Source organism: Bradyrhizobium sp. HKCCYLRH2015 (assembly GCF_051168215.1).
In the GTDB taxonomy this organism is placed as follows: domain Bacteria; phylum Pseudomonadota; class Alphaproteobacteria; order Rhizobiales; family Xanthobacteraceae; genus Bradyrhizobium.
The window spans coordinates 15,245-36,746 of record NZ_JBNPUO010000002.1; the positions used below are offsets into that span (position 1 = coordinate 15,245).

The 21,502-nt window shown below is 66.2% G+C and carries 24 protein-coding genes; 15 read left to right on the forward strand and 9 right to left on the reverse strand.

The window, feature by feature from the left end:
• Window positions 1–223: 223 nt before the first annotated feature.
• The 3 genes from ACQR1H_RS04160 to ACQR1H_RS04170 all read right to left on the reverse strand — a co-directional run bounded on the left by ACQR1H_RS04160 (window position 224) and on the right by ACQR1H_RS04170 (window position 7,251).
• Window positions 224–1,420 carry a cytochrome P450 gene (locus tag ACQR1H_RS04160; protein ID WP_434899423.1) on the reverse strand — a complete coding sequence of 399 codons (1,197 nt, stop codon included), beginning with the start codon at window positions 1,418–1,420 and terminating at the stop codon, window positions 224–226.
• 270 nt (window positions 1,421–1,690) lie between these two features.
• The gene (locus tag ACQR1H_RS04165) at window positions 1,691–6,460 is read right to left on the reverse strand and encodes a DUF3320 domain-containing protein (RefSeq protein WP_434907194.1); all 4,770 of its coding nucleotides are present in this window, start codon (window positions 6,458–6,460) and stop codon (window positions 1,691–1,693) included.
• Window positions 6,461–6,606: 146 nt separating this feature from the next.
• Entirely contained in the window at window positions 6,607–7,251 is a 645-nt protein-coding gene (locus ACQR1H_RS04170) for a glutathione binding-like protein (RefSeq protein WP_434907195.1), read from the reverse strand.
• Window positions 7,252–7,341: 90 nt separating this feature from the next.
• Between ACQR1H_RS04170 and ACQR1H_RS04175 the strand changes: the two genes are divergently transcribed.
• On the forward strand, window positions 7,342–8,004 hold the full coding sequence (locus ACQR1H_RS04175) for a TetR/AcrR family transcriptional regulator (protein WP_316179810.1): 663 nt from the start codon (window positions 7,342–7,344) through the stop codon (window positions 8,002–8,004).
• A gap of 4 nt (window positions 8,005–8,008) precedes the next feature.
• Here ACQR1H_RS04175 and ACQR1H_RS04180 read toward each other — a convergent pair whose 3' ends face one another.
• Window positions 8,009–8,974 carry a 2-hydroxyacid dehydrogenase gene (locus ACQR1H_RS04180; RefSeq protein WP_434907196.1) on the reverse strand — a complete coding sequence of 322 codons (966 nt, stop codon included), beginning with the start codon at window positions 8,972–8,974 and terminating at the stop codon, window positions 8,009–8,011.
• 88 nt (window positions 8,975–9,062) lie between these two features.
• Between ACQR1H_RS04180 and ACQR1H_RS04185 the strand changes: the two genes are divergently transcribed.
• From ACQR1H_RS04185 to ACQR1H_RS04205, 5 genes are all read left to right on the forward strand, one after another.
• Window positions 9,063–9,398: a hypothetical protein gene (locus ACQR1H_RS04185; RefSeq protein WP_434907197.1), complete on the forward strand. Its 336-nt coding sequence runs from the start codon at window positions 9,063–9,065 to the stop codon at window positions 9,396–9,398.
• Window positions 9,399–9,497: 99 nt separating this feature from the next.
• Window positions 9,498–9,866 carry a YciI family protein gene (locus ACQR1H_RS04190; RefSeq protein ID WP_315802570.1) on the forward strand — a complete coding sequence of 123 codons (369 nt, stop codon included), beginning with the start codon at window positions 9,498–9,500 and terminating at the stop codon, window positions 9,864–9,866.
• The gene (locus ACQR1H_RS04195) at window positions 9,863–11,134 is read left to right on the forward strand and encodes an RNA polymerase sigma factor (protein WP_315802571.1); all 1,272 of its coding nucleotides are present in this window, start codon (window positions 9,863–9,865) and stop codon (window positions 11,132–11,134) included. The genes ACQR1H_RS04190 and ACQR1H_RS04195 overlap by 4 nt, the downstream gene beginning before the upstream one ends.
• Before the next feature lie 97 nt (window positions 11,135–11,231).
• The gene (locus ACQR1H_RS04200) at window positions 11,232–11,645 is read left to right on the forward strand and encodes a DoxX family protein (protein ID WP_434907198.1); all 414 of its coding nucleotides are present in this window, start codon (window positions 11,232–11,234) and stop codon (window positions 11,643–11,645) included.
• A gap of 30 nt (window positions 11,646–11,675) precedes the next feature.
• Window positions 11,676–12,095, forward strand: coding sequence for a VOC family protein (locus ACQR1H_RS04205; RefSeq protein WP_434894601.1), 420 nt, complete (start codon window positions 11,676–11,678; stop codon window positions 12,093–12,095).
• A 5-nt stretch (window positions 12,096–12,100) separates the two neighbouring features.
• Here ACQR1H_RS04205 and ACQR1H_RS04210 read toward each other — a convergent pair whose 3' ends face one another.
• Together ACQR1H_RS04210 and ACQR1H_RS04215 are read right to left on the reverse strand one after the other, a co-directional pair.
• Window positions 12,101–12,547, reverse strand: coding sequence for a hypothetical protein (locus tag ACQR1H_RS04210; protein WP_434894600.1), 447 nt, complete (start codon window positions 12,545–12,547; stop codon window positions 12,101–12,103).
• Window positions 12,548–12,551: 4 nt separating this feature from the next.
• Entirely contained in the window at window positions 12,552–13,349 is a 798-nt protein-coding gene (locus tag ACQR1H_RS04215; protein WP_434899429.1) for an SDR family NAD(P)-dependent oxidoreductase, read from the reverse strand.
• Window positions 13,350–14,028: 679 nt separating this feature from the next.
• Here ACQR1H_RS04215 and ACQR1H_RS04220 point away from each other — a divergent pair.
• Window positions 14,029–14,187, forward strand: a complete 159-nt coding sequence (locus tag ACQR1H_RS04220) for a hypothetical protein (RefSeq protein WP_434894598.1) — start codon at window positions 14,029–14,031, stop codon at window positions 14,185–14,187.
• A gap of 95 nt (window positions 14,188–14,282) precedes the next feature.
• On the forward strand, window positions 14,283–15,491 hold the full coding sequence (locus ACQR1H_RS04225; protein WP_434907199.1) for a hypothetical protein: 1,209 nt from the start codon (window positions 14,283–14,285) through the stop codon (window positions 15,489–15,491).
• A gap of 79 nt (window positions 15,492–15,570) precedes the next feature.
• On the opposite strand, the gene ACQR1H_RS04230 is transcribed toward ACQR1H_RS04225, so the two are convergent.
• Complete coding sequence (locus tag ACQR1H_RS04230) at window positions 15,571–16,089, reverse strand: winged helix-turn-helix transcriptional regulator (RefSeq protein WP_434907200.1); 519 nt, start codon at window positions 16,087–16,089, stop codon at window positions 15,571–15,573.
• 105 nt (window positions 16,090–16,194) lie between these two features.
• On the opposite strand from ACQR1H_RS04230, the gene ACQR1H_RS04235 reads away from it, so the two are divergent.
• From ACQR1H_RS04235 to ACQR1H_RS04255, 5 genes are all read left to right on the forward strand, one after another.
• On the forward strand, window positions 16,195–16,746 hold the full coding sequence (locus ACQR1H_RS04235) for a dihydrofolate reductase family protein (protein ID WP_434907201.1): 552 nt from the start codon (window positions 16,195–16,197) through the stop codon (window positions 16,744–16,746).
• 183 nt (window positions 16,747–16,929) lie between these two features.
• Entirely contained in the window at window positions 16,930–17,580 is a 651-nt protein-coding gene (locus tag ACQR1H_RS04240) for a glutathione S-transferase family protein (RefSeq protein ID WP_434888145.1), read from the forward strand.
• A 110-nt stretch (window positions 17,581–17,690) separates the two neighbouring features.
• On the forward strand, window positions 17,691–18,104 hold the full coding sequence (locus tag ACQR1H_RS04245; RefSeq protein WP_434907202.1) for a YciI family protein: 414 nt from the start codon (window positions 17,691–17,693) through the stop codon (window positions 18,102–18,104).
• 33 nt (window positions 18,105–18,137) lie between these two features.
• Window positions 18,138–18,554 carry a YciI family protein gene (locus ACQR1H_RS04250; protein ID WP_434907203.1) on the forward strand — a complete coding sequence of 139 codons (417 nt, stop codon included), beginning with the start codon at window positions 18,138–18,140 and terminating at the stop codon, window positions 18,552–18,554.
• A gap of 33 nt (window positions 18,555–18,587) precedes the next feature.
• Entirely contained in the window at window positions 18,588–18,959 is a 372-nt protein-coding gene (locus ACQR1H_RS04255; protein ID WP_434907204.1) for a hypothetical protein, read from the forward strand.
• A 43-nt stretch (window positions 18,960–19,002) separates the two neighbouring features.
• Here ACQR1H_RS04255 and ACQR1H_RS04260 read toward each other — a convergent pair whose 3' ends face one another.
• Window positions 19,003–19,404 (reverse strand): DUF1398 domain-containing protein, encoded by a 402-nt coding sequence (locus ACQR1H_RS04260; protein ID WP_315802582.1) that lies wholly within the window; start codon window positions 19,402–19,404, stop codon window positions 19,003–19,005.
• Window positions 19,405–19,433: 29 nt separating this feature from the next.
• Window positions 19,434–19,886, reverse strand: a complete 453-nt coding sequence (locus tag ACQR1H_RS04265) for a MarR family winged helix-turn-helix transcriptional regulator (RefSeq protein WP_434907205.1) — start codon at window positions 19,884–19,886, stop codon at window positions 19,434–19,436.
• Window positions 19,887–20,143: 257 nt separating this feature from the next.
• Here ACQR1H_RS04265 and ACQR1H_RS04270 point away from each other — a divergent pair, with 257 nt between their 5' ends.
• Both ACQR1H_RS04270 and ACQR1H_RS04275 read left to right on the forward strand, forming a co-directional pair.
• Window positions 20,144–20,869, forward strand: a complete 726-nt coding sequence (locus ACQR1H_RS04270) for a TetR/AcrR family transcriptional regulator (protein WP_315802584.1) — start codon at window positions 20,144–20,146, stop codon at window positions 20,867–20,869.
• 129 nt (window positions 20,870–20,998) lie between these two features.
• On the forward strand, window positions 20,999–21,487 hold the full coding sequence (locus tag ACQR1H_RS04275) for a DUF2852 domain-containing protein (protein WP_434907206.1): 489 nt from the start codon (window positions 20,999–21,001) through the stop codon (window positions 21,485–21,487).
• The last annotated feature ends 15 nt before the right edge of the window (window positions 21,488–21,502 follow it).

Here is a 21,502-nt window from a genome sequence, read left to right on the forward strand (position 1 = left end):
CTCTACAATTGATTTAAGCACCTGCTCTGACGATAACGCCGAATCAAGCTCAGCTATTGCCTCCTCGGCGTCGCGAGCTTGACGGTCGGTCGAAATTAGAGCGAATACCATGAGCGGGGTAGAACACAACGAATATGTTGTGTCAATGCCTGACTAAGATTTCCACCAATCATGCACTGGCGGTGGCGCCCGTAGAAGCTTAAAGCCCCCTCGGAATCCTTCCCTATTCAAGCCTCACCGCCAACCCCAGCGGCCCCCGAAACCCGAACCCATGCCACCGCACGCTCTCCGCATCCACCAGCTCCATCCGCGGAAACCGCTCGAACAGCATCGGCAGCAGGATGGCGCCGACGGTGCGGCGGGAGAGGTGGGCGCCGGCGCAGTGGTGGGGGCCGTTGCCGAAGGCCTGGTGGGGGTTGGGGTCGCGCAGCGCGTTGTAGTGCTCGCCGTCGGTGAACAGCTCCTCGTCGCGATTGGCGGAGGCCTGGATGGTCATCACGGTGTCGCCCTTCGGGATCAGGCAGCCGCGGATCTCGGTGTCCTCCATCACCAGGCGTGAGCTCGCCTGGATCGGCGCCACCCAGCGCACGCCTTCCTCGAAGGCGGAGCGCCATTTGTCCTGCGCGCGGACGGCCTCTAACTGGTCCGGGTTGGTGAGGAGGCCGTAGAGGATCGTCAGCAGCGCGTCGCGCGGCTCGTTGATGCCGCCGCCGATCGCGATCTTGATGTTGGCGATGATCTGGCTCTCGGCAATCGGGTTCTTCGCGTTGACCATGAAGGACAGCGCGGAGGAATCCGGCGCGGCCTTCACGCGCGCCATGTTGGCGCGGATACAGCGGTCCATCTCCGCATTGGCGATATCGGACGCGTCGAACGGACCAGGGGTCCAGCCGAAATTGCCGGCGCCGTCGATCAGCGCCTGCGACCAGCGCTGCATGTCCGCATCGCTGGCGTCCGGGATGCCCATCACTTCAGCGAGGATGCGCGCGGCCAGGGGGCCGGCCAGCGCAGGGAACAGATCGACGATCTCGCCGCGCTGCAGCCGGTCGAGATATTCGGTGGCGAATTGGGTGTAGAGCGGCTCCCAGACGGCTTCGATCGTCTTCGGCATCAGGGCGGGCATCATCGCCATGCGCTCCGCGCGGTGCTCGTCGTGATCCTTGCGCATCAGGGTATGCGCGAGGAAGGCGCGCTTCATCGGCGTGTTCGGATCGTCGGACGAGAACAGCGCCGCATTGTCCTTCACATATTTGGTGTCGGCCGCCTTGGTGAGGAACGTCCGGCCCACCGACTTGACCCGCAGCACCGGCGCTTCGCGGCGCAGCCGCCGGTAGATCGGATAGGGATCGCGCGTCAGCTCCGCGATGGTGATGGTCTCGTCCAGGGGAGCCGGAGTCTGAGACAGGGTCGCGGTCGGCATGGGGCGCTCCTGTTGCGGTGCGGGCCAGCGCGTGTCGTGCCCGAGGATAGTGGCAGGGACGGAGCCGTGCAATCCCGCTCCGCTGCCCCGGGCAGGGACGAGCGCCTGATCTGAACGAGCTTCCGACCTCGCCAGTTCCGCTGCCGCGGCGATGCCGCCGCGGAATTCATGCCTCTGAAGAAGCGACCGGCCGGGGCCGTGGCCCGACCGCCGATCTCGGCGGCTGTCAGGCGGCGTTCGGGTCGTGAGGTCCTCGCAGCAAGTGGCGGGTCAGTCCTGCGCAGCCGGCGAGACCTCCTGCGGCTTCGTCAGCAGCTCTCCCTCGCGGCGCAGCTGTCCTGCGGCGAGAAGATCCTGGAGGCTGCCTTGCAGCACCTCGCGCAGCTGGGCGCTGGTCGAGCCGAAGCCGAACAGGCGGGCGACCGCCTGGATCAACTGGTCTTCCTCGGCGCCGTAGTTCTGCTCCACGACCTGCATGATGGCCGCCTTGATCTCGTCCGGCGGCAGCATCTCGGGCTTGCGCAAGGACTGTGACTGCACGTCCTCGCGGTTTCGAACGATGATCGCCTGGCCGGGCACGGCGTAGAACGGACCTCCGGCGATCTGTCCCTTCGCCACTGCCGACGTCAGCGCCGCTCGCACGGCATCGCGGATGCGATTGCCGGCGCGGGCAAGGCCCCAGGCCGATCTGATCCGGACGATGATCTCCGATTCATGCACCGGCCCTTCGACGGCGACGATCTCGACGACGTGCCGCGTCATGTCGCCGAGCGGCGTCTCGTGCGGCTCGATCTCCCGACGCACGCGCAGCTTCGCCTCTTCATAGGAGGCCACCGTCGGTGCCTGTGCGAGCATCTCCAGAGGGCGCTGCTCGGCCTGCTCCGGCGCCGGCACGGCGGGGTTTGGCGGAGGCTCGGGGTGAGCTCGCGCGGCCCCCTGGTCGATGTCCTGCCAATGCGCCTTTGCCGCCTCGATCGCGCGAATAACCTTGTCTGTCTCTTCCTTGGGACGGAGAAACCAGTCGGTCGACCAGATGCGATGCAGCACCCAGCCATGCGCTTCCAGCACGTTCTGCCGCAGGCGGTCGCGGTCTCGCGCCGAACGGGACGCATGGTACTGGGCGCCGTCGCATTCGATGCCGAGCAGGAAGCGGCCGGGCTTGTCGGGATCGACGACAGCGAGGTCGACGAAGAATCCGGCGGTGCCGATCTGGGTCTTCACGTCGTGGCCGAGCGCCCGCAGCCTGGCGGCGACCTGCTCCTCGAACACCGAGTCGGGATCGCGGCCGGTCTCCTGCGCGATGCCGAGCTGCCCGGTCTGCGCGAAGGTCAGGAACGTCTTCAGCGCGGCGATGCCGCGGCCCTTGGCGCGCGACAGGTCGATGTCGTCGCCGGTGATCGAGGAGAACACCTCGCATCGGAGCTTGGCGCGCGAGATCAGCACGTTCAGCCGGCGCTCGCCGCCGTCCGAGTTGAGGGGACCGAAGCTCATCGAGACGAACCCCTCCTTCGTTCGCCCATAGCCGATGGAGATGAAGATGACGTCGCGTTCGTCGCCCTGGATGTTCTCGAGGTTCTTCACGAAGAACGGCTCGGTGGCCCCGCGGACGAAGAAGCTCTCCGTTACCGGATTTTCCTTGCGCAGGATCTCGAGCTGATCCTGGATCGCCTGGCGCTGCGCCACCGAGAAGGTCGCGACGCCAAGGCTTCGATCCGGCGTCTCGCGCGCATGGCGCATGACGGCCTCGGCGACGAGCCGCGCTTCCCCGGGGTTGGTCCGGCTGCTGCCGCGCTCATAGTGTGCATCGGGGGTGTAGTTGAACTTCAATCCCATTCCCGCGACGGCATCGTAGGGGCTCGGCACGATGAACAGCCGGTTGTCGTAGAACTGCTTGTTGGACACGGCGATCAGCGACTGGTGCTTGCTGCGGTAGTGCCAGTTCAGCATCCGATGCGACAGGCCCTTGGCAAGGCAGAGGTCGAGGATGCTCTCGGCGTCCTTGACCTGGAAGGTCGGCTGATCCTCGTCGTCATTGTCCTCGTCGTCATTGCCCGTCAGCTTCGCGAAGAACCGCGTCGGCGGCAGCTGCCGCTCGTCGCCGACGACCACCATCTGCCGGCAGCGCGCGACCGCACCGAGCGCGTCGACCGGCTCGATCTGCGAGGCCTCGTCGACCACCAGAAGATCGAAGGCGATCGCGCCGGGCTTGAGGAACTGTGCCACCGACAGCGGGCTCATCAGGAAGATCGGCTTGATCTGCTGAATGACCGGACCGGCCCGTTCCAGGAGCTGGCGGATGGGCAGATGATTGCGCTTCTTGGCAAGCTCGCCGTTCAGCACGCCCAGCGGCCCGATGCCGCCGGCGTTGCGCGGCAGGGCCGCCGCATGCTCGTGAGCGATCTGGTCGCGGGCCAGTTGCATGCGCGCGACGTCGAGCTTGCGAAAGCCGTCGACCAGCCGGTCGTGCGATTCGCCGTCGAACCGTTTCAGCTCGGGATGATCGGCGAAGATCACGCTGCGCATGGCGTCGTAGTACGACCGGTCGAAGGCGGCTTCGAGCGCTTCGCCCGGCAAGGAGCCGTCGAGCGTGCGGTCGACCAGCGCGGCGAGGCCTTGCGCGCGCGCAAGGCGGACCCGGCCCATGAACGCGATCCAGCGGGTCAGGCGCTCGGTCGCGGTCTGCCACTCCGACAAGGTCTGCGACAGGTCGGCCAACCGGATCTGGTCGCCGGCGTCGAGCGGGATGCGGGCAGGCTCCAGCTGGAGACAATCGATCAGCCTGCCGAGCCCGGACCTCAGACCTGCGAGGCCGTCGTCGAGCTGTTCGATGGATCGCCGATCATCGGCCGACAGCGTGAGCTGCGCCAGCCGCTGGCGCGTGTCGTCGTTTGCGAACGGTTTGGGGAATGCGGTCCACCAGCTCGCCAATCGGGACAACGCGTCCCAGTCCGACTGCTCCTTCTGCCACGCCGTTCCGAATGCGGTGCTGCCGGCGGCTTCGACCTCCGCGAAGGACCGGCGCGCGGCTTGCGCCGCGATGAGGCCGTCGAGCAGCAGAAGCCGCTGCTCGAGCGTTTTCGGCATCGGCACCTTCAGGTACGAGGCCAGCAGCGCCACCTGCTCGCGATAGCGCGGGCTGAACAGGCGCAGCCAGGAGCGGCCCTTCTCGGCGATGACCTTGCGGCACTCGGCGATCGGTGCATCCCAGGCGGCCTCGACGAAGGCGCTCTCGAAGGCCGTCCTCAGTTTCGCGTAGCGCAGCCCCTTGTCGATGATGTCCGTGACGAGTGCGGCCTGGCTCCAGATGGCATGGCGGAAGGCGGTCCGGTCGCACTCCGGCATCGCGGCCGCGGCCTGCGCAAAGGCCAGCACCGCCGTGGCGTCGGCCAAGCTGGCCGGCGGCGGGAGGCCGAGCAGCGTACCCAGGCGGGCCGCGCCCGTGGCGACGCCGCCGACAACGTTCGAGATGTCGTCCAGCGAGCTCCGCAGCTCGGTCATTTCGGCGGGATCAAGCGCGTCGCGGCCGACACCGCGCCACGGATGCAGGTGAGGCGCGCCGTCGGCCGCAATCCGTTCGGCGAGCTCGGCGATCAGCTCACGCCGCCGCTCCAGATCCAGGGGAGACCAGGAGGGCGCGCCCTGCAACGGGTAGGGGGGCTGTGCGGAGTTGTCCCCGCAGCGCACGAGATGACCGAGCAGCCTGAACGGTGTCAGCTCGCTCGGCTGATGCGGCTGGTGCATCATCTCGGCATGCCGGTTGAGGCCATCACGGCTGTCGGTCAGGCGCTGCACAAGCGTGGCTTCGCCGCGCGGGACCGCGACCTCGACCGATTTGCAGCGCTTCAGCTCCTCGAGCAGAACGCGCTTGTTGGCCTTGTTGGAATGCAGCTCCAGCGCAAGCGCGCCGAGACCGACATGCTTCAGCCGCCGGTGCACGACCTCGAGCGCCGCCATCTTCTCGGCGACGAACAGCACCGTTTTCCCCTCGGCGGCAGCCGACGCGATGATGTTGGTGATGGTCTGCGATTTGCCGGTGCCCGGCGGTCCCTTGACGACGAGGTCGCGTCCGCGGACCACTTCCTCGATCACCACGGCCTGCGATGAATCGGCGTCGACGACGTGGTTCATCGCCACCGGCTGGATGACGGAATCGATCTTGCCGTTATCGGCCACGATCGGCTCCGCGCCCTCGAAGCCGTCCTGAAGCAGCGCTGCGATCAGGGGATGACGATCAAGGCTGCCATCTGCCGGCCAGTTGTCAGGGTCCAGATCGCGATACATCAGGAACTTGGAGAACGAGAAGAAGCCGAGGACGATCGCGTCCGCCCTGACCTCCCACCGCGGCTTGCTGGCGACCGTCTCCGCGACGCCGGCGAGATAGGTCGCGATGTCGACGTCGTCCTCGTCGCCAAAATCCTCGATCTTGAGTCCGAATTCGGCGTCGAGCTTGGCCTGGAGCGAGAGGTTCGGCGACGGCGGCTCAGCGCGCGAGACCAGGTGAAACCGATCGGCGGCACTGCTGCGCTCGAGACGGACGGGCAGCAGGACGAGCGGCGCGAAGCGCTCGACGTCGGATTTGTCGTCCTCGAACCATTTCAGCAGCCCGAAGGCGAGATAGAGGATATTGACGCCCTGTTCTTCCTCGAGCGTTCGCGCGTCGTACCAGATATCCAGCAGGCGCTTCTGCAGCGCCTCCGATGACAGCCGGGTCTTGAGCCGGGTGTCCGGCTGCCGCGTCTCTGACTCCGAATCAGCCTTGCGCTGTTCCACCTTGACGCTCGGCGCGTCGGACCGAGGTGCCGGCTCGCCCAAGGGCAGGGTGCCGTCCGTTTCCGCAGTCGCCGCCTTCGTCGGAAGGAACGTGAAGCGCTTGCCTTCGCCGAGAAGCTCGAACAGCGCAGCAGAGCGCGCGGCGACGATGTCGATGGTGCGGATGGTCTTGGTCTTGAGCGGGATGTGCACGAGCCGGTTGCGCGTGCCCAGATCGAGCAGCGCGCGCCGGTCGGCCAGCAATCGGTCTCGTACGGATGTGGTTGCCACGTGCAATCCTCCTGCGATTCGAGGATTGCAACCCGGCGTGATCGCGGTCAAGCATCCGGCGCGGTGGAGATGTGCTCGTGGAACAATGTTCACTCTCCCCGCACCATTTCATCTCCCCATGAGGGGAGATGAAATTCGAATGCGGTTCACGCCGCAGCCTTGTGCCGTGCCAGTTCCGCCTTGTAGAGCTCGAACTCCTCGGCGATGGCGCGCGCGATCGACGGCCGCGCGCGCAGGCGCTCGTAATAGGCCTTCACCGCCGGCCATTTCGCGAGCTGGACCGGCGGCGTCGCCATGGTCCAGTTGATCACGGTGACGAGATACGCGTCGGCGACCGTGAAATGATCGAGCAGATAGTCGCGATCCCGCAGGTGGTTGTCGAGATGATCGAGCCGCGACAGGTTCTTCTTCAGGACATGGGCCTTCATCTCCTCTGGCGCGGTCTTGTCGAGGATCGGAATGAACAGACCCTTGTGCAGCTCGGTGCCGATGAAGCACAGCCATTGATGCAGGCGGCTGCGGTCCATGCCGGGGCCGGTGCCGAGCTTGGCCTCGGGGAAGCGATCGGCGACATATTGCAGGATCGCGGCATTCTCGGTCAGCAGGTCGCCGTCATCGGTGCGGAGCGTCGGGACAAGCCCGAGCGGATTGACGGCGCGGAAATCGGAGCCGTCGTTGAGGACGATCTTGGTCTTGGGGTCGACCTCGAGATAGTTCGCCTTGGCGCCGGCTTCGTAGAGCGCGATGCGGGTGGCGAGCGAGCAGGCGAGCGGCGAGAAATACAGGTCCATGGACGTCTCCCTCGGGCTCCGGACCGGAGCATTGATTGATTTTTATACTGTCTCGCATAATATAAGGCCGGTCAAGGAATTTAGTGCGAAATGGTACAAAAAAAGAAGGGGCCGCCGCAGGGCGACCCGCCCCCCGATAAAGCGGTCGAGCCGAAGCGGCGCGGCAGGCCGCGGGCGTATGAGCCGGAGGTCGCGCTCGGCAAGGCGCTCGACCTGTTCCGGTCGACCGGTTTTGCGGCGACCTCGCTCGACGATCTCAGCGCCGCCACCGGCATGAACCGGCCGAGCCTCTATGGCGCGTTCGGCGACAAGCGCGAGCTCTACATCAAGAGCTATCAGCGCTATCGCGACAACGCGCGCGCCCTCATGGGCGACGTCTTCAGCAACGATTGGCCGGTGCGACGGCAGCTCGAGCAGATCTTCGCCACGGCGCTCGACATCTATCTCTCGGGCGAGGAGGGACCGCGCGGCTGCTTCACGGTGATGACGGCCGGCTCGGAGGCGGTTGCCGATCCCGACATCCGCGCCATGGTGCAGAACGCGTTGACCGAGCTCGACAAGGCCTTCGCGCACTGCTTCCGCCGCGCCAAGGAGAAGGGCGAGCTGCCGGCGGACGCCGACCCCGCCGTGCTGGCACGGCTGGCGTCGGCGACGATCCACTCGATCGCGGTCCGCGCGCGCGCGCGGGTGCCGCGTCAGGAGCTGGAGGCGATCGTCGCCGGCGCAATCGATATGATGATTGGCAAAAAATAGCGTTTCAATATCCCCTGACGCGATCGACCAGGTTGCGCAGCGCTCCGCCGGCCTCGAAGGTCGCGATCTGCTCGGCGACGTAGCGCGAGATCGCGTCGGCGTCGGTGTCGGCCGCGTTGTGCGGCGTCAGCACCACCTTCGGGTGGGTCCAGAACGGGCTGTCGGCCGGCAGCGGCTCCTGGCCGAACACGTCGAGCGAGACCGAACCGAGTGTATCGTCGTCGAGGCAGGCGAGGATGTCGGCCTCGTTCTGCAGGCCGCCGCGGCCGGCATTGATCAGGACGGGGGCGCCGAGCGGCGAGCTGCGGCGAAGCCGCGCGAACATCCTGCGATCCAGAATGCCGCGCGTATCCGGCGTCAGCGGCAGCAGCGACACCAGGATGTCGGTCCGCGCCAGGAACGCATCGAGCTGCGCCGCGCCGTGGAAGCATTCGATGCCGTCGGCCTGCTTGGCGCTGCGGCTCCAGCCGGCAACCTGGAAGCCCAGCCGCTTGAGCACCTCGGCCGCGTCGATCCCGAGCGTGCCCAGTCCGAGAACGCCGACGCCGATCGCGGCCGCCGGCCACTGGTACTTCGGCGCCCAGCGCTTCAACCGCTGCGACTCGCGCAGATACAGCTCCTGGCGATGATGCATCAGCACGTGCATCACGACATATTCGGTCATCCGCGCGGTGAGATCGTCGACCGCGACGCGCGCCAGCGGCACGCTCGGCAGCGTCTTGTCGGCCATCAGCGCGTCGACGCCGGCGCCGAGGTTGAAGATCGCGCGCAGGTTCGGGAAGCCGGCGAGCTCGCCGGGCACCGGCTTCCAGACCGCCGCGTAATGCACGTCGGCCGGATCGAGCGCGGCATCGGGCAGCAGCACCACCGGGCGGTCGCCGCAGACGTCGTCGAAACGCGCCTTCCAGCGCTGCGGCGACCAGTTGTCGGTGCCGCCATGGATCAGGAGCGCCAGCGCGCCTTTGGTCATCGGAGGGTCCTCGAGCTTATGTGACGTGTTCCACATACCAGATCGTGCGGGCAGGCCAATCTCCAGCCATCAACACGGAGACATCGCCATGCGCAAATTGCTTCTCGCCACTGCTCTCGTCATCGCATCCGCCTCGGCCCAAGTCCCGGCTCAGGCCCAGACCATCGACGTCGGCTCGATCCTGTCGGCCAACGGCATTTCCATCGGCAAGGGCGGCAGTCAGCCGCAGGCCGGCAGTCAGCAGGGCGCCGCGCCCGGCATGGCGCAAGGTGCTGGTGGTCAAAGTGCCGCAGGGCAAGGTCAGGGCCAAGGTCAGGGTCAAGGCCAGTCGCAGCGCCAGGCCGGCCGGGCCAAGCAGCCGCGCGAGAGCGCGCAGGAGACGCGGGCGCGCAACATCGCGGCCAAGTACGGTATCTCCTGGTAGGCCGGTCGTTCCGACCCACGGAACCGGCGAAAATTCTTCGCCGGTCTGTCGGCTCCGGGCATACTCCGCCGTCTTGAAGACGAATGGAGATGCCTTCCGATGTTGTATGCGCTGCTCTGCTATCATGACGAGGATGTCGTCTGCACCTGGAGCAAGGACCAGGACGCCGCCGTCATGGCCAAGCTTGCCGTTGTGCAGGAGAAGCTCGCCAAGCAGGGGCGGCTCGGGCCGGTGGCGCGGCTGCTGCCGACCACGGCCGCGACGACCTTCCGGAAGGAGGATCCGCCGCTGGTCATCGACGGTCCCTACGCCGAGACCAAGGAGCAATTGCTCGGCTTCTATCTCGTCGACTGCGCCAATCTCGACGAGGCGCTCGAGGTCGCGCGCGAGCTCGGCGAGGCCAATCCCGGCGGCTCCTACGAGATCCGTCCCGTCGGCACGTTCAGGCCGGGCGGAGCGCTGGCATGAGCGACGCGGCCTGGATCGATGCAGCCCTGACATCAGCACGTCCCCAGGCCGTCGGCGCGCTGCTGCGCTATTTCCGCGACCTCGACACGGCGGAGGAGGCGTTCCAGAACGCCTGCCTGCGCGCTCTGAAGAGCTGGCCGCAGAACGGGCCGCCGCGCGATCCCGCGGCCTGGCTGATCATGGTCGGACGCAACGCTGCCATCGACGATGTCCGCCGCGTCCGCCGCGAGCAGCCGCTGCCGGAGGACGAGGCGATCTCCGATCTCGACGATGCCGAGAGCGCGCTGGCCGACCGGCTCGACGGCTCGCATTATCGCGACGACATCCTCCGCCTGCTGTTCATCTGCTGCCACAAGGACCTGCCGGCGACCCAGCAGATCGCGCTGGCGCTGCGCGTGGTGTCTGGGCTGACGGTGAAGCAGATCGCCCGCGCCTTTCTGGTCGGCGAGACCGCGATGGAGCAGCGCATCACCCGGGCCAAGGCGCGCGTCGCCCAGGCGAACGTGCCGTTCGAGACGCCGGGCGCGGTGGAGCGCTCGGAGCGCCTGACCGCGGTCGCCGCCATGATCTACCTGATCTTCAACGAGGGCTATTCGGCCAGCGGCGAGACCGCTGCGCTGCGCCAGCCGCTGTCGGAGGAGGCCATCCGGCTGGCGCGGCTGCTACTGCGCCTTTTTCCGAGCGAGCCGGAGATCATGGGGCTGACGGCGTTGCTGCTGCTGCAACACGCGCGCAGCGCCGCCCGCTTCGATGCGGAGGGGATGCCGATCCTTCTCGACGACCAGGATCGTTCGCTGTGGAACCAGCCGATGATCGCGGAAGGCGTAGCCCTGATCGACAAGGCGATGCGCCATCGCCGCAGCGGACCGTATTTGATCCAGGCCGCGATCGCGGCGCTGCATTCGCGCGCCGCGCGCCCGGAGGACACCGACTGGACCCAGATCGACCTGCTCTATGGCGCGCTGGAAGTGGTGCAGCCCTCGCCGGTGGTGACGCTCAATCGCGCCGTTGCGGTGTCCAAGGTCCGCGGCGCTGAGGCGGCGCTCGACCTGATCGCGCCGCTCGAAGGGCGGCTCGCCAACTATTTCTATTTCTTCGGTGTGCGCGGCGCGCTGCTGATGCAGCTCGGGCGCACCGACGAGGCACGGACCGCCTTCGACCGCGCCATCGCGCTGGCGCACAGCTCGGCGGAGGCCGCGCATATCCGCATGCAGCTCGACCGGCTGATGCGCGACGGTGCGACGGCTCGGGCTCGGGTCGGCCAGTGAAATTCTGCCGAGATTCGATCTAAAATTCTGCACCGGGCTGTCGGTGGCACGCTCCTTCATTCGTCCTTGGAGCAGCATCACGGGGGAGGAGCTGCAGATGACGACGATCACCTTGGAAGAACCGGTCTCGCGCGCCGAATTGTGGAGCGGGCGCATCCTGAGCGGGCTGGTGACGCTGTTCCTGCTGTTCGACGGCGCGATCAAGCTCGTTCCTCTGCCCGTCGTCACGGAAACGCTGGACCAGATGGGCTATGGTGCCAGCGACGCCATGGCGCGTGCGCTCGGCTTCATCACGCTTCTCTGCACGGTGCTCTATATCCTGCCGCCGACAGCGTTCGTCGGCGCGATCCTGCTGACAGGCTATCTCGGCGGCGCCATCGCCTCGCATGTCCGGATCGGCAGTCCGCTGTTCAGCCACGTCCTGTTCGGCCTCTATCTCGGGCTGATGCTGTGGGGCGGCTTGTGGCTGCGCGACCGCCGGCTGCGCACGCTGCTGCCGCTCTCGCGCTGACGAATGATCTTTCAACCAAGGAGGATGACGATGATCTGTCCCTATCTGACGTTCAACGGCGATTGCGAACAGGCGTTGAAACACTACGGCGAGGTGCTCGGCGCCAAGGTCGACATGATGATGCGCTATGGCGAGGCGCCGCCGGAGATGCCGTCAGCGCCGGAGCACAAGGACAGGGTCATGCATGTCCGCTTCTCGATCGGCGACGGCGTCCTGATGGCCTCGGATTCGCCGCCCGAATATTATCAAGGCAAGCCGCACGGAATCTCGGTTTCGCTCCAGATCGCAGACCCGTCCGAGGCCGAGCGCAAGTTCAACGCGCTGCTCGCAGGTGGTGCCGTCACCATGCCGTTCGGCAAGACCTTCTGGTCGAAGGGCTTCGGCATGGGCGTCGATCGCTTCGGCATTCCGTGGATGATCAATTCCCCGGCGGATGGCTACGCGGCGTGAGGCCGCTAGCGGCAAGAGGCATACATCGCCTTGAGCTCGCGCCCGCGCAACAAGAGCAGCCGCGACGTCAGGCCGCCGCGGCGCTCGATCCAGCCGCGCACCGGCTTGGGATAGGTCTGCAGCACCAGCTTGGACGCCTCGGGTTCCGCATAAACGTGGCCGCGCCGGTCGACCGAGCGTGCGGCGTGGAAGCCGAGCGTGGCCCGCCGCGTCACGCAGATGCGGTCCTCGGGCACGACGCTGAGCACCAGCGTGCAGGCCGACAGGCAGGGGCCGTCGATGATGACGCGCTCGCCGGAAGCGCGCACCTTCTCGAACAGGTCGAGGAACGGTCCCACCTCGCCGCCGGGCGAGGAGATGATGCGGACGTCGGCGCGCGCCAGCATCGTCGCGATTCCCCACAGGAGGACGGCGAGCAGCAGGGTCAGGATGATGCGCGTCCGGCTCGGCATCGTTTCATGTGTTCCTGCGCTGGCCGCGCAAGGTCGGCAATCCGATTCCCGCGGCATCGAAGCCGCCATCGACGGCCAGGATCTGTCCGGTGATATAGCTGGAGCGTTCGGAGCTCAGAAACAAGATGGCCTCGGCGAGTTCGTCCTCGAGGCCGTAACGGTTGAGCGGAATGGCGTCGTGATAGTCGGCGCGGATCTCCGGCGTGTGCACGTCCTTGGCCATCGCGGTCTCCACCGGGCCCGGCGCGACCGCGTTGACGCGGATGCCGGCGGACGCGAGTTCGACCGCGAGCTGCTTGGTCAGATGCGCCAGCGCCGCCTTGCTGGTGCCGTAGGCGGAGCGCAGCGTGGAGGCGCGGACGGCCGAAATCGAGGTGATGTTGACGATGGTGCCGCCATGCTCGCGCATCAGCGGCACTGCGGCGCGTGTGCACAGAAACGGCCCGGTCAGGTTGACGTCGAGGATGCGTTGCCAGTCGGCTTCGCTGGTTTCCATGATCGGGGCGAAGCGCGCCACGCCGGCATTGTTGACCAGCGCATCGAGACGACCGAAACGGCCGGCAACGCGCGCCAGCGCATCGGCGACCATCGCCGCGTCCGCGACGTCGCAATGCAGCGCGAGCGTTCGATCGGGGGATTTGAGTGCCGACGTGGCATCGTCGAGCAGCGTCTTCTCGATGTCGAGAAGCGCCACGCGCCAGCCCTCACGCAGAAATCTCTTTGCTGTCGCCAGCCCGATGCCGCGTGCCGCCCCGGTGATCAGGGCGACCTTGTCAGTCAGCGTCGTCGATGTTTCCGTCACGGGGGTCGACTCCTCGGGCCGGCAGTCCGGCTCTTCTCGTCCTTGAGTCCTAACATGCGCTGCGCGGATCGGCTGTGAAGGCCGTCACATCTGTCAGTGTACGTTCAATCCATCTCCGCGCGATGCGTATAGCCAGCGAAGTTCGTGGGCGTTGTCAAACAGCCAGGGGTAGTAGCGGGCACATCGGTTCGCGTTCTCGCGGTCTCAAAGCACCCGAGTCATGCTCGCCTTCGCCTCCCTCCCGATCGAAGGGAGCAGTGAAGACCGGGAGCTTGCCGCCCCGATGGCCCCCGTGCGGGAAAAATGCACGGGGCAGGAACGCAGGTTCGGCTGAGACATCCCGACCCTCCCTGCGCGATGGTCTGACGGCTTAGACGCGCGCTCGCGCGAGACCGGCTGTCTTGCCCCCGTTTCCGCCACAATGCGCTCGCGCATCGGACACGGCATCAGCGTCGGGATGCCAGGACCACACGATTTCGCCGTACGTGCCGTGTTGTTCGTCTGCGTGTCCTCATATGAGCATGATCTTGTCGGAAAGCTGTGGCGCAATACGCGTCAACGGCTTCCGGTTCCGAATCATGCGCCACGCTGCAACATCGACGCCTCCACCGCACTGCTCCCCGCGTTCGTGACGACCGTACGTCCCTCGCGATCGGGAACAGGACTTGGGGAGAAGACCATGAATTCCGGAAAAAGCAGACGAAGAATGTTTTTACGGGATGGACTGGACAAGGATGATCGACTTGAAAGTCTTCACGAAAAAAGCTTCCTGGCGCGGCGGCGCCGCAGCCCGAAAAAGCGCATCCCGCGTGCCAGGGACAGTCCCGCCATCGGCTGATTTGCCCGTCGAGTCGGTCTCGGACGTGACTTGGACGTGACTTGGACGGATCCGGAACTGGTAGCGTAGAGTTTGAGAGTCTCGGTAGCATCGACATGGGCGATCAATTCATCAGCCAGCGAATCACCTTCGTCAGAAGCACGGAGCTGCGGGCGTTGTCAGGCAAGCCCAACGGCCTGAAGCGCGCGCGCGGCGCGTTGCTGTTGTCCTGCATTGTCCTCGGGTTCGCGACGTCCGTCGCCGCCGGAGCGGAAGGCGGCGTTGCTGCGAAGCCGCCAGAGACCGAGCAGGCTGCCCACGACCTCACGCCGGTGCAGCAACCTCAGAAGGCGGCGCCGGAGACGGTCGGGCGACCGGCAGACGCGCAGACGCCGGCTCCGAAGCTGGTGGTGCCGTCGACCGAGCCCGCCAAGCCGGTCGCGGCCGAACGCGAGGCAGAGCCGCGGAGCGAGACCAAGACCACGAAGAATCTGTCGGTGCCTCAGCGCGCGCTGCCGGCCGGCGTCGCGCAGATGATCGGCCGCAAGATCTGGCTCAACGAGGCCGGGGGACGGCGCGACGCCATCACGTCGTGGAATGCAGGTGAAGAATTCGCCTCGCTGGGAATCGGGCATTTCATCTGGTATCCGGCCACCGCGAAGCCGCCTTATGAGGAGGGCTTTCCGGGGCTGATCGCATTTCTGCGCAAGGGCAAGACGCCGCTGCCTGCATGGCTCGCCAAGACGCCGACTCCGGCATGCCCCTGGACCAGCCGGGCCGACTTCAAGCGCAATTTCAATTCGCCGCAAATGCGCCAATTGCGGCAGTTCCTGCTCGACACGATTGCGGAGCAGACGCAGTTCCTGGTGGCGCGTGCGCAAGGCGCGATGGACAAGATTCTCGCGAACACGCCCGACAGCGCCGAACGCGAGCACATCGTCGCGCAGTATTCGCGAGTCGTCCGTGCCTCGAACGACCTCTATCCGCTGATCGACTACATCAACTTCAAGGGCGAGGGCACCAACCCGTCCGAGACCGCCGTGGACAAGGAGACGGGCCAGCGCCAGGGCTGGGGTCTCAAGCAGGTGCTGCTCAAGATGAACGGCACCACGACCGAGTCCAAGGCCGTGCTCGCCGAATATTCCGACGCGGTGCAGGTCGTGCTGCAGCAGCGGGTGCGCAATCTGCCCTCGAACCGCGTGTGGGAGGCGGGTTGGCTGCGTCGCGCCGAGACCTATCGTCGTCCGATCGCGCAGCTCGAGCAGGCCCCCGAGCGCGCGCCGCGCAGATCATCGCGCTACAGGGCCGACAACACGCGGTTCTGACGCGGGAGCATCGTTCCGGATGATCGAAGGGCGTGCGATCCGCGCGCCGCGCGCGCGTGTCCGGCAAGCGAGCGTCTGATCACGACTTGCCCGAAGCGGCCTTCTTATCGGCGACCACCTTCTCGTAGGCCGCCCTGAGCCGCTGACCGACGCTTGGTCCGGACTTCCTGCGTCTTTTCGCGCCGAGATGAATTTCGCGCAGCTCATCCATGAACTCGGCCCACATCTTCGGCCCGCCGTCCATCAGCAGCCTGGCGCGGATGCCGAGTTCCTCCGAGACCGGCAGATATTTGTAACCCCAGCCCGCCATCTGCGCGAGGATCGGCAACAGCTCGATGCCCTGCTCGGTCAGGGAATAGATGCCCTTCTGCTTGTGGCTCGGATCGTCCTCACGGCTGATGATGCCGGCCGCGAGCAGCGTCTTCAGCCGGTCGGCGAGAATGTTCGAGGAGATGCCTTCCTGCGAGCCGCCGAGCAGCTCGCGATAATGCCGGCGATTTCCGAACATCATGTCGCGGATGATCAAGAGGCTCCATTTGTCGCCCACCACTTCGAGCGAAAGGTTGATGGGGCAGCCGGAGCGCTGAAGGTCGGACATCGAGGTCTCATGGGCAGGGATCGCAGATAAACCGCTTGCAATATTGCACCGGTCTGGGCATTCTCCAACTGCTTGCAAAATGAAAGCAGTCAGGGAGGAGCGTCGATGGCGAGACTGGTGATGTGGAACATGATGACGCTGGACGGCATGGTTGCGGGCCCGAACGGCGACATCTCCTGGCACGAGGATGTGTGGGGCCGGGAGCTAGAGCAGATCTCCGAGACGCAGCTGCAGGAGGCGGGCGGATTGCTGTTCGGCCGGGTGACCTACGATCTGATGGCCGGCTATTGGCCGACGGAGAAGGGCGTGACCGCCGACTTCATGAACAGCATCCCCAAATATGTTGCCTCCCGCACGCTGTCTCGCCTGCTATGGTCGAACGCGCATCTGCTGGGTCCGCAGCTCGCGGCTGAGGTCGACAAGCTCAAGCAGGAGAATGCCAAGGACCTGTTCCTGTTCGGCAGCGCGGACCTCGCCTCGACGCTTGTGGCGTCCGACCTGATCGATGAGTTTCGAATCGCGATCAATCCGCGCGTGCTCGGTGCCGGACGCCCGCTGTTCAAGCCGGGTCAGGCCTTGAAGCTCCGCCTGATCGACAGCCGGGCGCTGTCCAACGGCGTCGTCATCGCGCGCTACGCCCCCGTTCGGGACGTGTGAGCCCGTACCTCCCGGCGCGTTCCGTGCCCCGGGGAGCGCCGGTCTTTCGACTCACACCACCCGTGCGTCCAGCCTCTCACCTTAACCGTCTCCCGTGAACAACGGGCGCGGGAGCGCACCGTCCCGCCGCCGCGCGTTCGGGACCAAACAACTTGTTCTCACCCAACCTATCAGGAGCTTAAGATGTCCCTGACCCTTTACTATCATCCGCTGTCGTCGTTCTGCTGGAAGGTGCTGATCGCGCTGTATGAGAACGACGTTTCGTTCACGCCGAAGCTGATCAATCTCGGTGACGCGGATGAGCGCGCGGCGTTCTTGAAGCTGTGGCCGGTCGGCAAATTTCCCGTGCTGCGCGACGAGCAGCGCACGATTCCGGAATCGAGCATCATCATCGAATATCTCGACCAGCACCATGCGGGCGGGACGCGCTTCATTCCCGATGATCCCGATCTCGCCTTGCGGACACGTCTGCGCGATCGCTTTCTCGACCTTTATCTGCACATGCCGACGCAGACCGTCGTGTTCGACCGGCTGCGGCCGGCCGATGCCCGCGATCCGCTCGGCGTCGCCGACGCGCGAAGCCGGCTGCGCACGTCCTACGCGATGCTCGAGGCCGAGCTGCCGCCGCGTGGCTGGGCGATGGGCGACCCGTTCACCCTGGCGGATTGCGCGGCCCTGCCGGCGCTGTTCTACGCCGACAGAGTCGAGCCGCTGGGTGACGGGCTGCCTGGGGTCACAGCCTATCTCGACCGGCTCAAGGCGCGGCCATCCGTGGCGCGGGTGCTCGCAGAGGCCCAGCCTTATTTCCACATGTTCCCGCAAGAGGCGGGCTGAACCGGGAACCCGGTCAAAATAATCGCGAGGGCGTGTCGGCGGCGCCGGGACCGGATCGTCTTACTGATGCGGGCAGGGCAGTCCTGCCGCACAGCATCAGGAGAGAAGCCATGCGGTTCATGGTGATCGTGAAGGCGACCCGGGACACGGAAGCCGGAATCCTGCCGACCACCGAGGAGTTCGCGGCGATGGGCCGATTCAATGAGGAATTGGTCAAGGCCGGCATGATGGAGGCGGGCGAGGGCCTGCATCCGACCGCGAAGGGCGCGCGGATCGACTTCTCGAACGGGACGCCGAGCGTCGCGCGCGGTCCATTCGACCTCTCCGGCGATCTCGCCGCCGGTTTCTGGATGATCAAGGCCGGCTCGCTCGACCAGGTGATCGCGCACATGACGCGCGCGCCGTTCCCGAGCGGCCAGATCGAGATCCGGCAGGTCTATGCACCGGAGGATTTCGGCGAGACGTTCACGCCCGAATTGCGCGCGCGGATCGAACGGCTGCGTGCGCAGGCCGCCAAGGGCTGAACCGCGACCCTGATCAGGAGAGGAGAAACGCGGATGCGATTCATGATGCTGATGATCCCGCTCGGCTATGAGAGCGCGCCGCCCGACGTGGAGCTCGATCCCGAGCGGGTCAAGGCGATGATGCGCTACAACGAGGCGCTGAAGGAAGCTGGCGTGCTGATCACGCTGGAGGGCCTGCATCCGCCGTCGATGGGGGCGCGGGTCTCGTTCGCGGGCGGCAAGCCTGTGGTGACCGACGGCCCGTTCGCGGAGGCCAAGGAGGTGCTCGGCGGCTATTGGATGATCGAGGTCGCCTCGCGCGACGAGGCGATCGCCTGGGCCAGGCAGTGCCCGGCCTCGGACAACGAGATCATCGAGATTCGCCAGGTCCAGGAGATGGCGGACTTTTCCGAGGAGGTGCAGCAGGCCGCGGCCGGCTTCGCCGAGCTGCCGCATGCCGGCCGTGTCTGATCGATCCGTTTCACAGCAGGAGAGGGAAGTGCAATGAGCGACAACAGCAACACCTATCTCGCCGTCTTTCTCGGCAGCAAGACCAGCCCGACCTGGAAAGCCTGGGAGGCGCTGTCCGAGACGGAGCGCAATGCCAGGGGACAGCAGGGCATGGCGGCCTGGCATGCCTGGGTGGACCAGTACAAGGACGCGATCGTCGCGATGGGCGGACCGCTCGGCAAGACCAAGCGGGTCGACAAGGGCGGCGTCAACGACATCGCCAACGAGATGGGCGCGTTCACCGTGGTCCGCGCCGCCTCGCATGAGGATGCGGCGAAGATGTTCGTGAACCATCCGCATTTTGCGATCTTCCCGGGCGAGCGGGTCGAGATCATGCCGGTGCTGCCGATCCCGGGCGGCGGATAGTTTCCAGTGGCGAGGACGCGCGGCCTTTGCCGCGCGTACGTTCTCAAGCGGGAAAATGCTCGACATGCGTCTCGGCGGTGCGGCCGAAATAGACCACGCGGCGGCCGGCAAACGACACAAGGTAGCCGGCGCAGCCGGCGGCTTTCGCCTTCTCGCAGAAGGCCACGTAGTTGTAGTCGGCGGGATTTGCCTGCGCCCATCGCACCAGATGCGCGATCTCCCGGGCATCGAAGGCGGGCGCGACGCGTCCGGCTGACGGCTGCATCGCGAGCGTCGCATGGTCGCCGTCGGGCAAATAGCAGGTCTGGGTGTTGCAACGATAGTCGACGGTGTAGCTCTCGAATCCGGCAGCCATCAGCCGGCCGACGATTTCCGGAAAGCTCAGGCTGCCATCGTGGGCAGCATCGAGGCATGTCTTGGCAATGGAAATCCGGTCCGTGTCCATATCGGCGTCCTTCGATGAATTGAGTGCGTTCAGTCCAACGGGATCGTCTTGAGGCCGCGTCGTTCGGCGAGCGCCTTCAGCAGGCGGTTGAGCGTGTGGTGCTCGCCTTTGCTGAGCACGCCGAAATAGGCTGCGTCGTTCGCATCGGCCAGCGCGGCAAGCACGGGCACCTTGAACCGTCCCTCGGCCGTCAAAGCGAGGCGGTGCCCGCGCTTGTCTTCCGGGTTCTCCGTTCGCGCGACCAGGCCTTTGCTCAGAAGCCGATCCGCAAGCTTGCTGACCGCCCCCCGGGTCAGGCCCATCCGCTGCGCCAGAACGGAGGGGGGCATCGGGCCTTGGTCGTAGAGCGCCCGCATGAACGACCATTCCGCAACCGTGACCCCCTCGGCCGCGACCTTCCGCGCGAATTCCTGCGACACCGCGTTCGACACCATCCGCATCCAGAAGCCGGTATGGTCAGTCAGGTCCGAGACGGGGGTCATGTGATCGCCATGTGGTTGACAAGGAAACTAAATGGATTTGGTTTCCTAGTCAACTACATTTGGGCAGGCTTGCGCGCTGCCGGAACGCCGGGGGGCCGGCCGCAGGACTGCGGACAGCCGCAGGCGCCTGAGCAAGTTCATCGACGCCGCGGACCGGGACGGAAGCGCTCCGTCACTCTCGGCGGTGGTCGGCGACTGTTGGCACGTTCGAAAAGTCTCTGGCGTCTTTTCGTCCGGCTCATGTAAAAGCCCTTCACATGAGCTGGCGCAAGGAGCAGCGCCGCGCCGAGCGCGGCTATCATCACGGTAACCTCAAGGAGGCGCTGCTGCAGGCGGCGCTCGACCTGATCGCGCAGAAGGGGGCTGCCGGCTTCACCTTCGCCGACGCCGCCCGCATGGCCGGCGTCAGCCCGGCCGCGCCCTATCGTCACTTCCGCGACCGCGACGAGTTGCTGTCGAGCATCGCCCAGCGCGGCTTCGAGCAGTTCGAATCCCAGCTCTCTGCGGCGTGGGACGATGGCCGCCCCGATACCGTTACGGCGTTCGAGCGCGTCGGCAAGGCCTATCTCGCTTTCGCCCGCGCGGAGCCAGCGTTCTATTCGGCGATGTTCGAATCGGGTGTGCCGGCCGACTCCACGGCGGGCCTGCTGGCGGCCGGCGAGCGGGCGTTCGGCGTGATCCGCGCCGCGGCCGAGCGGCTGGCGGCGCTGGCGCCGCCTGGCGTGCCGCGGCCACCGGCGATGATGATGGCGCTGCACATCTGGTCGATGGCGCACGGCATCGCCTCGCTGTTCGCCCGTGGCGACGCCGCCCGGCGCAAGCTGCCGATGTCGCCCGAGGAGCTGCTGGAAGCCGAGGTGCTGATCTATCTGCGTGGGCTCGGCTTCCCCACCGATCGCCGGCCTGCCGGGTCCTCCGCCGCCGAGCCGCCGCCGCTGCCGGACGACGACAAGCCGGCCGGGCCCTGGGGCCGCCCGAAATAAGGTTCAAAGACGAGCGAAAAATAATTCGGGCGACGCGTCAGGCGGTCGCCTTGACAAAATCCCGGGTTGGTCTAGCTATGTAAATGTTATTTACATTCACACGGCATGGCGCCGCGAATGGAGAGGGAGATGGCCTACACCGCAGATGTCAATCGTTGGCGCGGTTCGGAGGAGGAGCAGAGGTACCGGCCCCGCATGATGGAGTCGCCCTGGCATCCCGGCTGGATCGCCGTGACCGTGCTCGGCTTCATCATCTGGTGGCCGATCGGACTTGCCCTTCTCTTTTTCACACTCGGGAGCAGAAAGATGGCGTGCTGGAACGGCGGTGATCGCTGGTCGAACAAGATGGAGCGGATGCAGTGGAAGATGGACCGCATGCGCGACAAGATGGAGCGCCGCGGCTTCGGCTTCGGGTTCTCGGCGCCGTCGTCGAGCGGCAACCGCGCCTTCGATGAATACCGCATGGAGACCCTGCGCCGGCTCGAGGAGGAGCAGCAGGAGTTCCGCGACTTCCTGACCCGGTTGCGCCACGCCAAGGACAAGGAAGAGTTCGACGCGTTCATGGCCCAGCACAAGCCGCGTCCGGCGACCCCGCCGAACGACCAGCCCTCGAGCTGATCGCCCCTCACCCTG